Raw genomic sequence first — 13,672 nt, forward strand, 5'->3', positions numbered from 1 at the left:
GAAAACTGATGGTGCAGGGTACTGCTTATTTCTTGGCGGCGAACAGGGCGTCGAGCTGCTGTTCGAAGGCGTGGTAGCCGATGCGGTCGTACAGTTCTTCGCGGGTCTGCATGGTCTCCACCACGTTGCGCTGATGGCCATCGCGGCGCACCGCCTGGTAGACGTTCTCGGCCGCCTTGTTGGCGGCGCGGAAGGCCGACAGCGGGAACAGCTGGATGGCCACGCCGGCCGAGGCCAGTTCGTCGCGGCTGAACAGCGGGGTGGCACCGAATTCAGTGATGTTGGCCAGCACCGGCACCTTCACCGCATCGACGAAGCGGCGGTAGGTGTCCAGGTCATAGGCGGCCTCGGCGAAGATGCCGTCCGCACCAGCCTCGACGCAGGCGATGGCGCGCTCGATGGCCTTGTCCACGCCGTCCACCTGGATGGCGTCGGTGCGGGCGATCAGGAAGAAGTCCGGATCGGTCTTGGCATCGGCAGCGGCCTTCACGCGGTCGACCATTTCACCCTGCGAGACGATTTCCTTGCCCGGGCGATGACCGCAGCGCTTGGCGCCTACCTGGTCTTCGATGTGGCAGGCGGCCGCGCCGGCCTTGATCAGCGACTTCACGGTGCGCGCGATGTTGAACGCGCTCGGGCCGAAGCCGGTGTCGATGTCCACCATCAGCGGCAGGTCGCAGACATCGGTGATGCGGCGCACGTCGATCAGCACGTCTTCCAACGTGTTGATGCCCAGGTCCGGCAGGCCCAGCGAACCGGCAGCGACACCGCCACCGGAAAGATAGATGGCGCGGAAACCGGCGCGCTTGGCCAGCAGGGCGTGGTTGGCGTTGATCGCGCCGATCACCTGCAGCGGCGATTCGGCAGCCAGCGCCTCACGGAAGCGGGCACCGGCAGAGAATGGAGTGGAAGCGGTCATGCGGCAATCCAGGTTGGAGAACGGGTAGGTAGGCGCAAACACCATGCCAAGCTGCAAGCCGTTGATTTCACGGGGATGACCGGGGCGCAGCACTGAAACGAATGAAACATTGAAACAGATGTATCATGAAACATCACTTCCTCCCCTGCCGCCATGTACCTGCCCCCTCCCCACTGCGCCACGCCGATGCCGACCCGGGCCGCCCGGTGATCTGGACGGTCAGCGTCTCGCGCCTGACCGGCCTGCTCGGCGACGTCATTCCCGAATTCGACCGCCGCGCGCGCATCGAGCAGATCAATCTCGGCTTCGAGGAAGCCGTCGAGGTGATCGGCCAGCGCCTGCGCCGCGAGCATTGCGACGTGGTGATTGCCGGTGGCTCCAACGCCGCCTGGCTGCGCAGCCGGCTGGAACTGCCACTGGTGCCGATCCAGGCCAACGGCTTCGACCTGATGGAGGCGCTGGCGCGGGCGCGGCGCATCGCCAGCCGGATCGGCCTGGTCACCCACGCCAGCGACGTGCCGGTGTTCAGCAACTTCCAGCAGAGCTTTGGGCTGGACATCGAGCATCGCCGCTTCGTCACCCGCGAGGACGCCCGCGACTGCATCGCCGACCTGCGCGCCAATGGCATCGAGGTGATCGTCGGCACCGGCATGGCCATCGACCACGCCGAACAGGCCGGCCTGCCCGGCGTACTGCTGTACTCGGCCGATTCGGTACGGCAGGCGTTCGAGCACGCGCTGGAACTGACCCAGACCCTGGCCCGCTCCGGCGGCAGCCGGCCCGCGCCGCGCCGCCGCGCCACACCACGCAGCGATGCCCACGACCTGCTCGGCGACAGCGAGGCGATGGCGCAGGTGCGCGCGCAGATCGCGCTGTATGCACCGCATGACAGCACCGTGCTGGTCACCGGCGAGACCGGCACCGGCAAGGAGCTGGTCGCACGCCAGCTGCATGCGCGCAGTGGCCGACGCGGCCGCTTCATCGCGCTGAACTGCGGTGCGATCAGTGAATCGCTGCTGGAGGCCGAACTGTTCGGTTACAGCGATGGCGCGTTCACCGGCGCGCGTCGCGGCGGTCGTGTCGGCCTGGTCGAGGCCGCCGACGGCGGCACCCTGTTCCTGGATGAGATCGGCGAACTGCCGCTGCCGCTGCAGACCCGCCTGCTGCGGGTGCTGGAAGAACGCGAAGTGCTGCGCGTGGGCGCCACCGAACCGACGCCGGTCGACCTGCGCGTGGTCGCCGCCACGCTGCAATCACTGGAACAGCGCGCGGCAGCGGGCAGCTTCCGTCGCGACCTGTATTACCGCCTGGCCGCGCTGCGCATCGCCCTGCCCTCGCTGCGTGCCCGGCGCGGGGATATTCCGCTGCTGGCCCAGCACTTCTTCCGCCAGCTGCGTGGCATCGATGCGCCACTGGATGAAGCTGCGATGGCAGTGTTGACCGCCGCCGAGTGGCCCGGGAACGTGCGCGAACTGCGCAATCTGGTGGATCGCCTGCGCATCCACTGGCAGCCGGCTGAAGGGCCTATTGATGCCGCGCGACTGCTGCAGCTTGCGCCCGAGCTGACAAGCGAAGGCGCGACGGCACTGCCATTGGAAAGCAACGGCAAGCGCCCGCCGCGTGCGCAGCTGGAAGCATTGCTGCAGGAACACCGCAATGACCGCGAGGGCATGGCCCAAGCACTGGGCGTGTCACGCACCACGCTGTGGCGTTGGCTGCGCGCGGAAGGCCTGTAGAGTCGAGCTTGCTCGACTGGGAAAATCGGCCGAGCATGGCTCGGCTCTACAGGAAGAGCAGTCGAGCAAGCTCGACTCTACAGAGGGAGCAGTCGAGCAAGCTCGACGCTACAGAAGCTCCGCGCCACGACGCGCGTCGAAGGCGAAGCGGCCACTGCCCACCGCCGCAATCCACAGCAACAGTACGCCCAGCGGCACTTCGCTGAGATAGAAGAACCAGCTCAGCCAATCCAGCACGCCCAGCCCGGCCGGAATGCGCGCGATGCCATCGGTCAGCGCCGCCACCGCGCAGATCGCCGCCAGCAGCAGGGCCGACGGGCGGCTCAACAGGCCCAGCACCAGCAGGCCACCGGCAATCCATTCAATGGCCCCGAGCACCGGCGCACTGAACACCGGGAACGGGATGCCCGCCTCGACCAGCGTATGCACCATGCGTTCGCGCCCAGCATCGGTGAACACCTTGTTCCAGCCGGAGACGCAGAACATCACCCCGGCCACGATGCGGGCCAGCAACAACAGCAACGCTTCCACGCCGCGGCGCGGCGGCGGCACGGCAAACAGGCAACGCCAGGCAGGCATGGCAACTCCGCAGATCGAGGGCATCGGCCGGAGTGTGCCTGCCAGCGACCTGCTCGCAGATGAAGCAGGCCGGTCCGTTCACGACACCCCGCTCCGTAGCGTCGAGCTTGCTCGACGGCGGTCGCTCTGCCGCCAAGAGCAGCCGAGCGTGGGCTCGGCTCTACAGCAGCCCCATCACCATCCCGCCTTACGGGTACAGCAGGCGCTTGCTCCAGCGACCTTCCGCACCGGCTTCATAGCACCAGCGCTCATGCAGGCGGAACTGCGCGCCGTACCAGAACTCGATGCGGTCGGGCACCACGCGCAGACCACTCCAGCCGTCCGGACGCGGCACCTCCTTGCCATCGAAACGTGCCTCGACCTCCGCCACGCGCGCATCGAACGCTTCGCGCGTCGCCAGCGTCTTCGACTGCTGCGAGGCCCACGCACCGATCTGGCTCATGCGCGGGCGGCTGGCGAAATAGGCATCGGCTTCGGCACCGGCGACCTGCTCGACACGGCCTTCGATGCGCACCTGGATGCCGGCCTCGCGCAGGCTGCGCCACAGGAACAGCAGCGCGGCCTGCGGATTGGCCTGCAGCTCCTGGCCCTTATGGCTGTCCAGGTGGGTGTAGAACACGAAGCCGCGCTCGTCGAACGCCTTCAGCAACACGGTGCGCGCCGAGGGGCGACCCTGCGTATCGGCGGTGGCCACGGTCATCGCGTTCGGCTCGACCTCGCGGCTCTGTTTGGCCTCTTCGAACAGGCCGGCAAACGTGGACAGGGCTTCGGCGTACAGGTCGCTCATGATTGCGTTCTTCTCACACGGATTGGGCTATTGTGGCTGCATGGCCGCTGCTGCGTATATGCCCCAGGTGAAAGGATTCCCCGAAACATTGGCCGAACAGGCGCTGGACGATGCGCTGGGCAGCGGCGCAGCGGTTCCAGTATTGGCGATCAGCGGCCTGCAGGGGAGCGGCAAATCGACGCTGGCCGCACAGGTGGTGGCCCGCGCACAGGCGCGCGGCCTCAACGCGGCGACGCTGTCCATCGATGACGTCTACCTGACCCGCGTCCAGCGCCAGCGGCTGGCCCGCCAGGTGCATCCGCTGCTGATCACCCGCGGCCCACCCGGCACCCACGACCTGCCACTGGCCCACGCCGTGCTCGACGCAGTGGCCGCGCGGCAATCCTTCGCCCTGCCCCGCTTCGACAAGCTGGCCGACGAGCGCCTGCCCCAAGCGCAGTGGCCGCGAATTGAACAACCCCTCGACCTGCTGGTGTTCGAAGGCTGGTTCCTGGGCACACCGGCGCAGGCCGACGACGCGCTGGACAGCCCGCTGAACGCACTGGAACGCGAAGGCGACGCCGACGGCCGCTGGCGCCGCTGGTGCAACCAGGCGCTGGCCCGCGACTACCCCGCGCTGTGGCAGCGCTGCGACCGCCTGTGGTTCCTGCAGCCGCCGGATTTTTCGGTGGTGCCGCGCTGGCGCTGGCAGCAGGAGCAGAACCTGCAGGCTGCGCAGCCGGGCCGGCACGGCATGAGCCGGCCACAGCTGGAGCGCTTCGTGCAGTACTACGAGCGGGTCAGCCGGCAGGCGCTGCAGGCCTTGCCGGCGCTGGCCGACCAGGTGGTGGTGCTGGACGGCCAGCGCCAGGTGCAGGCACTGCGCTGAACGCGCTTATTCGACCAGGAAGGTCACCCGCAGGTTGACCCGCCATTCGGTGATCTCGCCGCTGCCATTGGTCACCACCTTGGTCTCGTTCACCCAGGCGCCCTGGATGCCCTTGACCGTCTCGGAGACCTTCTTCAACCCGCTGCGTACGGCGTCCTCGACACTTTTCGGCGAGGAGGCGGTGATTTCGATGACCTTGGCGACCGACATGGGCTGTACTCCGGCTGGCGCGGGAACCCCCGCAGGAACCACCACCCTGACGTGAAGAACGTAAAGGCCGGGGCACGGAGGTGTTAGCATCAGAGGGCATGAATCCTGCTCCGAACCTGATCCTGATCGGCCCGATGGGCGCCGGCAAAACCTGCATCGGCCGCCGCCTCGCCGAGCGCTTCACGCTGGACTTCGTCGATGTCGACCAGGCCATCGTCGATGCCGCCGGCGCCAGCATTCCGACCATTTTCGAGCACTCCGGGGAAACCGGCTTCCGCGCCCACGAACGCGAGGCGCTGGCCCGCGTGCTGGCAGGCCGCGGCCAGCTGGTTTCCACCGGTGGCGGCGCGGTGCTCGATCCGGGCAACCGTGCCCTGATCGCCCAGCGCGGCTTCGTGGTCTACCTGCGGGTCAGCGTGACCGCACAACTGGAACGGCTGGCCCGCGACAAGGGCCGGCCGCTGCTGCAACGCCCGGACCGCGAGCAGGTACTGCATGACCTGGCCGCGCACCGCGACCCGCTCTACCGCGAGCTGGCCGACCTCACCCTCGATACCGACCCGTACACCGCTGCCGATGCGACCGCCCAGCTGGTGGTCAAGCTGGCCACGCAATGGCAGCGCCAGGACCTGACCGCATGACCTCCCCGCCCTGCTGCAGGTCGCCGTTGGCGGCGACCGCCCCTACTCCATCACCATCGGCGCCGGTGCGCAGGCCGACGGCACTGCGCTGGCCTCGCATGTGCGCGGCCGTCACGTGCTGCTGCTCAGCGACAGCGAAGTGGCGCCGCGCTACCTGGCGGCGGTGAAGCAGACGCTGCTGGCCGCACGCCCGGACCTGATCATCGGCGAGCACGTGCTGGCCGCCGGTGAAGCGTCCAAGACCCTGGCCGAATTCGGCCGCGCGATCGAAGCGCTGGCGACCCTCGGCGCCACCCGCGATGCCTGCGTGTTCGCCCTCGGCGGCGGCGTGGTCGGCGATCTGGCCGGTTTCGCCGCCGCCTGCTGGATGCGCGGCGTGGACTGCGTGCAGCTGCCGACCACGCTGCTGGCGATGGTCGATTCGTCGGTGGGCGGCAAGACCGCCGTCGACATCCCGGCCGGCAAGAACCTGGTCGGCGCCTTCCATCCGCCGCGCGCGGTGATCGCCGACACCCGCGTGCTGGCCACCCTGCCGCCGCGCGAGCTGCGTGCCGGCCTGGCTGAAGTGGTGAAGTACGGCGCGCTGGGCGATGCGGTGTTCTTCGAGTGGCTGCAGCAGCATGCCGATGCGCTGCTGGCCGGTGAGGATGCGGTGCTTTCCGAAGCCATCGCGCGCAGCTGCCGGCACAAGGCCGCCATCGTCGAGCGTGACCCGTTCGAGAAGGGCGAGCGTGCCCTGCTCAACCTCGGCCACACCTTCGGCCACGCCATCGAGACCGAACAGGGTTACTCGGCCCCCGGCCGCGATGCGCTGAACCATGGTGAGGCGGTGGCGGTGGGCATGGTGCTGGCCGCGCAGCTGTCGACCGACCTGGGCCTGGCCGAGGACAGCGACCGCGCCCGCCTGCAGGCGCTGCTGGAACGCCTCGGTTTGCCGGTGACGATCCCGGCCGGGCTGGACCCGCAGGCCCTGCTCGGCCGCATGCGGCTGGACAAGAAGAACGTGGCCGGCCGCCTGCGCCTGGTGCTGTGGCGCGGCATGGGCCGCGCCGAAGTGGTGCCGGACGTGGATGAGGCGGCGGTGCTGAAGGTGCTGTCGGTGCGGTAGTGCCGGCCGCTGGCCGGCTTCCCCGTTGCTGAAGTTGCCGGCCAGCGGCCGGCACGACCGCGTTGCGGCGGGGGTCACCCTGGCCCCGCTACAATCGGCGCCATGCACGTCTACCTGCAACATCCCGACGCCGGTGCCCAGGCACCGCGCTTTCTGCGCCTGAACCTGCAGCCGGACCTGTTCGGCGGCTGGGAGCTGCTGCGCGAGAGCGGCCGCGTTGGTGGCCGCTCGCAGCTGCGGCGTGAGCTGTTCCTGCAGGCCGACGATGCCCGACATGCCTTCGAGAAAGCCCGCGATGCCGAACTGCATCGCGGCTTCCAGATCCTTTCGCACGGCGACTGACGCCGCTGCCCACTTTCGTCCAAGGAATGCCCATCGTGACCAGCCCTCTCCGCAACGATCGCCTGCTGCGCTCCCTGCGCCGCGAACCGGTGGATTGCACGCCCGTCTGGCTGATGCGCCAGGCCGGCCGCTACCTGCCGGAATACCGCGCGACCCGGGCCAAGGCCGGCAGCTTCCTGGCCATGGCCAAGACCCCGGAGATCGCCTGCGAAGTCACCCTGCAACCGCTGCGCCGCTTCCCGCTGGACGCGGCCATCCTGTTCTCGGACATCCTCACCATTCCCGACGCGATGGGCCTGGAGCTGTACTTCGTCGAAGGCGAAGGCCCCAAGTTCCGCCACCCGGTGCGCGATGAAGCGGCCATCGCCAGGCTGGCGGTGCCGGACATGGAGCAGGACCTGGGCTATGTGATGGACGCGGTGCGGCTGATCCGTCGCGAACTGGACGGCCAGGTGCCGCTGATCGGTTTCTCCGGCAGCCCGTGGACGCTGGCCTGCTACATGGTCGAAGGCGGTGGCAGCAAGGACTTTGCGCGCATCAAGGCGATGGCGCTGAACCACCCGCAGGCGCTGCACCGCTTGCTGGAGGTCACCACCGAGGCGGTGATCGCCTATCTCGGCGCGCAGCGTGCGGCCGGTGCGCAGGCGCTGCAGGTGTTCGACACCTGGGGCGGTGTGCTGTCGCCGGCGATGTACCGCGAGTTCTCGCTGCGCTACCTGCAGCGCATCGCCGAAGGGCTGGAGCGTGGCCAAGGCAGCGAACGCACGCCGCTGATCCTGTTCGGCAAGGGCACCGGCCTGCACCTGGACGCACTGTCGCAGACCGGCGCCGATGCCCTGGGCCTGGACTGGACGCTGGACCTGGATGAAGCGATGCGCCGCACCGGCGGCCGCGTCGCCCTGCAGGGCAACCTCGACCCGACCACCCTGTACGCCTCCCCGGATGCGATCGCCGCCGCCGCCACGCGCGTGCTCGATACCTATGCCGCCGGCAACGGTGGTTCGCGCGAGGGTCATGTGTTCAACCTCGGCCATGGCATGTCGCCGGACATGGACCCGGCGCACGTGCAGGTCCTGGTCGACGCGGTGCACGCACACAGCCAGCGCTGAATCAAGCGCCGCAAGCGTCACGGTGCGACGTTGATCGCACCGTGACCCGGTTTGCGCGATCATGGCGCCCCCACGCTGCACCGGCCACACGCCATGCCCACATCGTCATCGACCTACAACCGCCACCGTCCCCTGCTGTGGCTGGTGTCCTTGGCGATCTTCATGCAGATGCTGGACTCGACCATCGTCAACACGGCATTGCCGGCGATGGCGGCCAGCCTGGGCGAAAGCCCGCTGCAGATGCAGTCGGTGGTGTTCAGCTACGCGTTGGCGGTGGCGACCTTCATCCCCGCTTCCGGCTGGATCGCCGACCGCTACGGCACCCGCCGCACCTTCCTGCTGGCCATCATCCTGTTCACCCTCGGCTCGCTCGCCTGCGCGCTGGCCCAGCACCTGCACCAGCTGGTCGGCGCGCGCGTGCTGCAGGGCATCGGCGGCGCGATGCTGCTGCCGGTCGGCCGGCTGGCGGTGATGCGCTCGGTGCCACGCGAGGATTTCCTGCGTGCCATGAGCTTCATCGCCATCCCGGCGCTGGTCGGCCCGCTGATCGGCCCGACCCTGGGCGGCTGGCTGGTCGAGATTGCCTCATGGCACTGGGTGTTCCTGATCAACCTGCCGATCGGCGTGATCGGTTTCATCGCCGCGATGAAAATCATGCCCGACCACTACGCCAGCCATCGCACCCGCTTCGACCTGCGCGGCTACATCATGCTGGCCTTTGCGATGGTGGTGCTGTCACTGGCGCTGGACGGCATTTCCGGGCTGGGAACGCCGCACGCGCTGGTGATGCTGATGACCGTGGCCGGCCTGGCAGCACTGGTCGGCTACTGGCTGCATGCGGCCAATTCAACCGCGCCGTTGTTCTCGCTGGCGCTGTTCCGCGTGCCCAGCTACCGCATCGGCATTCTCGGCAACCTGTTCTCGCGCATCGGCAGCAGCGCCATGCCGATGCTGATCCCGCTGCTGCTGCAGGTCGGCCTGGGCCTGGGCCCGATGAATGCAGGCCTGATGATGGTACCGGTGGCGGCCGCCGGCATGGTCTCCAAGCAGCTGGCGGTGAAGCTGGTCGAACGTTTCGGCTACCGCCGCGTACTGATGGTCAACACGGTGCTGGTCGGGCTGGCGATGGCCAGCTTCATCCTGATGACACCGGGCCAGCACCTGGCGCTGCGGCTGCTGCAGCTGGCGTTCTTCGGCGCGGTCAATTCGCTGCAGTTCACCGTGATGAACACCGTGACCCTGCGTGACCTGGACCGCGAGTTCGCCAGTTCCGGCAACAGCCTGCTGTCGATGGTGATGATGCTGGCGGCCGGTTTCGGCGCCGCCGCGGCCGGCAGCCTGCTGGCCGCGTTCGGCAATCACCTGGACAGCACCGATGCCACAGCGGCGTTGCATGCCACCTTCCTGTGCGTGGGCGCGATCACGCTGACCTCGACGATGATCTTCTGGCAGCTGCCCGACACCACGCCGGAGCCACGGCAGGTCGAGCACGTGGCGGAGTGAGAGGGTCGGCAGGGCCTGCGGCCCTGCACCTGCTGCGGGCAAGGGCAACGGCAACGGCGGGCTTCCTGCGGGATGGCGGGGCACTGTGGGTTTGCGGGGACGCCGTAAACCCATCCATGGGGGCTTGGTCGCCGCATCCATGCGGCTCACACCCCGCAAACCCACAGTGCCCCGCCTTCGAAGGATTCCTGCGATCTGTTGGTGGGTGTCGACCTTGGTCGACACATCTGTCAGCTGCTTCAGTCGAGCAAGCTCGACTCTACGCTGGCCCTACCGCCCCATCACCTTGCCGATGGCCTCCATCAGCAGCTCACCGGTGACCGGCTTGCGCAGGAAACCGCCGATGCCGGCCGCCTCCACCTGCTGCTGCAGGTCCGGATCGGTACGCGCGGTCACCGCCAGCAGCGGCAGCATGTAGCCCTGGTTGCGCAGATGCTGGGCCAGCTCGAAACCGCTCAGACCCGGCAGGTCCAGGTCGAGCAGACCGACGTCGAAGTCACCGGCACTGATCTCACGCAGCGCCGCCAGCGCGTGCCCCGCATGCACCACCTCATGCCCACGCGCACTCAGCAATCCGCGCATGACGTCGGCCACGGTGGCATCGTCTTCCACCAGCAGTACCCGCAACGGCGGCAGGCGCGTGGCTTCATCGCGATCCGCTGCAGCGCCCGTCTCCGCATCGGTATCGACCACCAGCGGCAACGGCAGCGTCACGCCGAAACAGGTGCCGCGCCCCAACTGGCTTTCCACCTGGATGCGGCCCTGCATCGCCTGCGCCAGCTCACGGCAGATCGCCAGCCCCAGGCCACTGCCACCGTACTGCGCGGCGGTGCGCGCACCATCGGCCTGTTCGAATCGACGGAACAGGCGCTGCTGTTGTTCCTGGCTGATACCCGGTCCGGTGTCGCGCACTTCGAAGTGCAGCGCGCGCAGGTCGCCATCGCTGCGTGCGTGCAGGGTAATGGTGCCGCGGCTGGTGAACTTGACCGCGTTGGACAGCAGGTTCAGCAGGATCTGCCGCACCCGCATGGCATCGCCGGTGGCATGCAGACCTGCCGGCAGCTGGTTGTCCAGGTTGAAGTGCAACCCCTTCTGTGCCGCCAGCGGGCCCATCAGCGCGGCCAGATCCTGCAGCAGGCAGCTCAGCGCGAACGGCTTGGACTGCAGCTCCAGCCGCCCGGATTCGATCCGTGCCAGATCCAGCGCATCGTTGACCAGATGCAGCAGGTGCTCACCGGCATGCCGGATCGACTGGGTGTAGCCACGCTGCTGTGGGTCCAGCGGCGAGGCCAGCAGCAGTTCGCTCATGCCCAGCACGCCGGTCATCGGGGTGCGGATCTCATGGCCCAGATTGGCCAGGAAACGGGTCTTGGCGGCCGATGCCTGTTCGGCCAGCTCCTGCTTGTGCAACGCCAGCTGATAGGCGTGGCGGCGTTGCAGGCGGCGGCGATAGAGCCACGCAAACCAGCTGGTCAGCAGCAGGGCGATCGACGCCAGCACCAGCAGCCCGGACAGGCTGCGCCACCAGGGCGGTTGCACGCGGAACTCCAGGCTCTGCACCCGCGACCAGACGTGGTCGGCCGAGCGCGCCTGCACTTCCAGCCGGTAGCTGCCCGGTGCCAGGCGCGAGAACAGGCGCTCGCCGGCCGGCCCGACTTCGACCCAGTCCGGGTCGTAACCGGCCAGGCGGTAGCGATAGGTATTGGACGCCGAATCGGCAAAGGACAACAGCCGCGCGACGATGCGCAGGTCGCGGTCGCCGTCGGCGATCTGCAACGGTGCATCGTGGGTCATGTCCAGCACCTGCTCATTGCGGCGCACTTCCACCCGCTCGATCACCAGCGGCGCGCGCCGCACCGAAGGCCGCACCTGCGCTGGATCGAACACCACCGCACCGGCCGGGGTACCGGCCACCAGATGGCCGTCCGCCGCCGCGATCAACGTGTGTTCGCGGAACTCCTGGCTGGGCAGGCCATCGTGCACGCCGTACAGGCGCACGCTCTGGCCATCGGCACTCACCCGCACCAGGCCGCGCGCACTGGTCGCCCAGGCCACGCCCTGGCCATCGACCACCAGGCCGGAGGCGGAAATGGCCGGGTATCCCTGTTCCGCGCCGATCACCGCCTGCCGTTCCAGGCGGCCCTGGCTCCAGCGATAACGCGACAGGCGGCCATCCTCGGACAGCCAGACCTGGCCATCACGACCGACATGCAACGCATGGATGGCCGTTGCCGGCGCACCCGGCACCGGCTGGAAGCGCCCGCTGTCGGGCAGCCACTGCAGCAGTCCGCGGCTGCTGGCCAGCCAGATATGGTCCTGCGGCCCGCATTCGACATCGAGATTGAGCTGGCCCTGCTGCAATCCGCGTTCACCGTTGTCCAGCTGGTGCCGCACGTGACCGTCGAGGTCACGCTGCTGCAGGCCCGAAGGCAGCATCAGCCAGAGACTGTCGCCGTCACAGGTCATCAGGGCCTCGACCACCCCTTCCATGGCGGCATCGGCGTCGGCCTCGCGCCCCCATCGGCGCAACTCGCGCCGCTGCGGGTCGTAGCGGATCAAGGCATCGGTGGAACCGACCCAGACCTGGCCGTGGCGGTCTTCGCGCACCGAGGTCAACCAATGCATGCCATTGACCCAGGTCCGGTGCTGTTCGACCTTGCCGGTCCTGGGATCGAAGCGGTCCAGCGCGCCGTGCCCGCCGACCGTCCATACGCCGCCATTGCGCGAAGCGCTGGTACCCAGCACCAGCGCGTTGCGCAGCGAGCTGGGGTCATCCTCCAGGCGCGACAGCACGGAGAACTGCCACCAGCGCGGCAGCAGGTGCCACAGCCCGGCATTGGTGCTCGCCAGCCAGATGCCGCCTTCCCGATCCTCGTAGGTGCCGGTCCAGTTGGGCCGGACCGGACCGCGTGCGATCGCGCTGTACAGCGGCACGGTCTGGTACTGGCCATCGACCGCGCGGCCCAGGCCGGTGCGGGTATCCAGCCAGTGCCCTCCTGCTCGTCGCGCAGCATCATGCCCAGCACCTGCTCGCCCGGCGGCAGTTTCCACGGCGGTGCTTCGAAGCGACCGTCCGGACGACGCACCGTGGCACCGGCCATGGTGCTGATCCACAGGCTGCCATCGGGCTCGGTGGTCAGCCCGTTGATCAGCGGACTGGGAATGACGTCAGCGCCGACGCGTTCGAAATCGGTACCGGTCCAGCGCGCGACACCATGCTTGGTGCCGATCCACAGGCTGCCGTCGGCCAGCGTGGCCAGGTACGGCACCGACGATGAGGGCAGGCTGCGCGGGTTGTTCGGCTCGGGCAGGAAACGCTGCAGGCGGTCGTGGCTGTCCAGCCGGTACAGGCCGCCCTCATGGGTGCCGAACCAGATCGAGCCATCCGGCGTGCTGGCCAGGCTCCAGACCGTGTTGGTCCCCATCAACGGCTGGCTGCTGCGGTCGTAGAAGTGCAGCTGGCGGCGGTCGGCCGACATCCGTACCAGGCCCGCATTCTCGGTACCGATCCACAACTGGTTGCGGGCATCGACCAGCACCGTCCAGATGCGGTTGTCGCGCAGGCCATCTTCCGAGCGCCAGACCCGGTAGGTACGCCCATCGTAACGGGCGAGGCCGTCGTTGGTGGCGATCCACAGGTAGCCGTAACGGTCTTCGGCCATGCGGTTGACCGTGTTGGACGGCAGGCCATCGAACACCGTCACCTGTCGCGGACTCGGCGGCACCGGCTGTGCAGCAACCGGCGACACGCAGCACAGCAGGACCAGCAGCAGCATCGCCGCCCGCAGATACACCACCGATGGCCTCCTCACACTGGATCTGATGATGCCCGCACAGCGGGCGTCGGCATGGTAAACCGAAAGTCGCACC

The 13,672-nt window shown here is 68.4% G+C and carries 11 protein-coding genes and 1 pseudogene; 7 read left to right on the forward strand and 5 right to left on the reverse strand.

The window, feature by feature from the left end:
- Positions 1-25 precede the first annotated feature (25 nt).
- Positions 26-919: a methylisocitrate lyase gene (gene prpB, locus N4G47_RS14395; RefSeq protein ID WP_107231270.1), complete on the reverse strand. Its 894-nt coding sequence runs from the start codon at positions 917-919 to the stop codon at positions 26-28.
- A 125-nt stretch (positions 920-1,044) separates the two neighbouring features.
- On the opposite strand from prpB, the gene prpR reads away from it, so the two are divergent.
- Entirely contained in the window at positions 1,045-2,655 is a 1,611-nt protein-coding gene (prpR, locus tag N4G47_RS14400; protein WP_475287973.1) for a propionate catabolism operon regulatory protein PrpR, read from the forward strand.
- Positions 2,656-2,763: 108 nt separating this feature from the next.
- On the opposite strand, the gene N4G47_RS14405 is transcribed toward prpR, so the two are convergent.
- Positions 2,764-3,234 carry a DoxX family protein gene (locus N4G47_RS14405; protein WP_475287975.1) on the reverse strand — a complete coding sequence of 157 codons (471 nt, stop codon included), beginning with the start codon at positions 3,232-3,234 and terminating at the stop codon, positions 2,764-2,766.
- Positions 3,235-3,421: 187 nt separating this feature from the next.
- Positions 3,422-4,021, reverse strand: a complete 600-nt coding sequence (pdxH, locus tag N4G47_RS14410; protein WP_475287976.1) for a pyridoxamine 5'-phosphate oxidase — start codon at positions 4,019-4,021, stop codon at positions 3,422-3,424.
- Positions 4,022-4,061: 40 nt separating this feature from the next.
- On the opposite strand from pdxH, the gene N4G47_RS14415 reads away from it, so the two are divergent.
- A complete protein-coding gene (locus N4G47_RS14415) occupies positions 4,062-4,889 on the forward strand; it encodes a kinase (RefSeq protein WP_475287978.1) in 828 nt (275 codons plus the stop codon).
- A 6-nt stretch (positions 4,890-4,895) separates the two neighbouring features.
- Here N4G47_RS14415 and N4G47_RS14420 read toward each other — a convergent pair whose 3' ends face one another.
- Positions 4,896-5,099 (reverse strand): dodecin family protein, encoded by a 204-nt coding sequence (locus N4G47_RS14420; RefSeq protein WP_107231225.1) that lies wholly within the window; start codon positions 5,097-5,099, stop codon positions 4,896-4,898.
- A gap of 98 nt (positions 5,100-5,197) precedes the next feature.
- Here N4G47_RS14420 and N4G47_RS14425 point away from each other — a divergent pair, with 98 nt between their 5' ends.
- The 5 genes from N4G47_RS14425 (at position 5,198) to mdtD (ending at position 9,802) form a co-directional block, all read left to right on the forward strand.
- Positions 5,198-5,740: a shikimate kinase gene (locus N4G47_RS14425; RefSeq protein WP_309339471.1), complete on the forward strand. Its 543-nt coding sequence runs from the start codon at positions 5,198-5,200 to the stop codon at positions 5,738-5,740.
- A 10-nt stretch (positions 5,741-5,750) separates the two neighbouring features.
- Positions 5,751-6,848: a 3-dehydroquinate synthase gene (gene aroB / locus N4G47_RS14430; RefSeq protein ID WP_475289950.1), complete on the forward strand. Its 1,098-nt coding sequence runs from the start codon at positions 5,751-5,753 to the stop codon at positions 6,846-6,848.
- A 102-nt stretch (positions 6,849-6,950) separates the two neighbouring features.
- A complete protein-coding gene (locus tag N4G47_RS14435; protein WP_107231228.1) occupies positions 6,951-7,190 on the forward strand; it encodes a WGR domain-containing protein in 240 nt (79 codons plus the stop codon).
- A gap of 26 nt (positions 7,191-7,216) precedes the next feature.
- Positions 7,217-8,299, forward strand: coding sequence for a uroporphyrinogen decarboxylase (hemE, locus tag N4G47_RS14440; RefSeq protein ID WP_475287981.1), 1,083 nt, complete (start codon positions 7,217-7,219; stop codon positions 8,297-8,299).
- 93 nt (positions 8,300-8,392) lie between these two features.
- The gene (gene mdtD, locus N4G47_RS14445; RefSeq protein WP_475287984.1) at positions 8,393-9,802 is read left to right on the forward strand and encodes a multidrug transporter subunit MdtD; all 1,410 of its coding nucleotides are present in this window, start codon (positions 8,393-8,395) and stop codon (positions 9,800-9,802) included.
- 270 nt (positions 9,803-10,072) lie between these two features.
- Here the strand turns inward: mdtD and N4G47_RS14450 are convergent.
- Positions 10,073-13,578 (reverse strand): annotated as a pseudogene (locus tag N4G47_RS14450) (hybrid sensor histidine kinase/response regulator).
- Positions 13,579-13,672: the final 94 nt, after the last annotated feature.

The organism is Stenotrophomonas sp. GSD10 (assembly GCF_056172695.1).

Excerpts from the sequence above, each read along its gene's own strand:
- N4G47_RS14420 (WP_107231225.1), bottom strand. The coding sequence starts at position 5,099 with ATGTCGGTCGCCAAGGTCATCGAAATCACCGCCTCCTCGCCGAAAAGT.
- pdxH (WP_475287976.1), bottom strand. The coding sequence starts at position 4,021 with ATGAGCGACCTGTACGCCGAAGCCCTGTCCACGTTTGCCGGCCTGTTC.
- prpB (WP_107231270.1), bottom strand. The coding sequence starts at position 919 with ATGACCGCTTCCACTCCATTCTCTGCCGGTGCCCGCTTCCGTGAGGCG.
- N4G47_RS14425 (WP_309339471.1), top strand. The coding sequence starts at position 5,198 with ATGAATCCTGCTCCGAACCTGATCCTGATCGGCCCGATGGGCGCCGGC.
- N4G47_RS14435 (WP_107231228.1), top strand. The coding sequence starts at position 6,951 with ATGCACGTCTACCTGCAACATCCCGACGCCGGTGCCCAGGCACCGCGC.
- prpR (WP_475287973.1), top strand. The coding sequence starts at position 1,045 with ATGAAACATCACTTCCTCCCCTGCCGCCATGTACCTGCCCCCTCCCCA.
- N4G47_RS14405 (WP_475287975.1), bottom strand. The coding sequence starts at position 3,234 with ATGCCTGCCTGGCGTTGCCTGTTTGCCGTGCCGCCGCCGCGCCGCGGC.
- mdtD (WP_475287984.1), top strand. The coding sequence starts at position 8,393 with ATGCCCACATCGTCATCGACCTACAACCGCCACCGTCCCCTGCTGTGG.
- hemE (WP_475287981.1), top strand. The coding sequence starts at position 7,217 with ATGCCCATCGTGACCAGCCCTCTCCGCAACGATCGCCTGCTGCGCTCC.
- N4G47_RS14415 (WP_475287978.1), top strand. The coding sequence starts at position 4,062 with ATGGCCGCTGCTGCGTATATGCCCCAGGTGAAAGGATTCCCCGAAACA.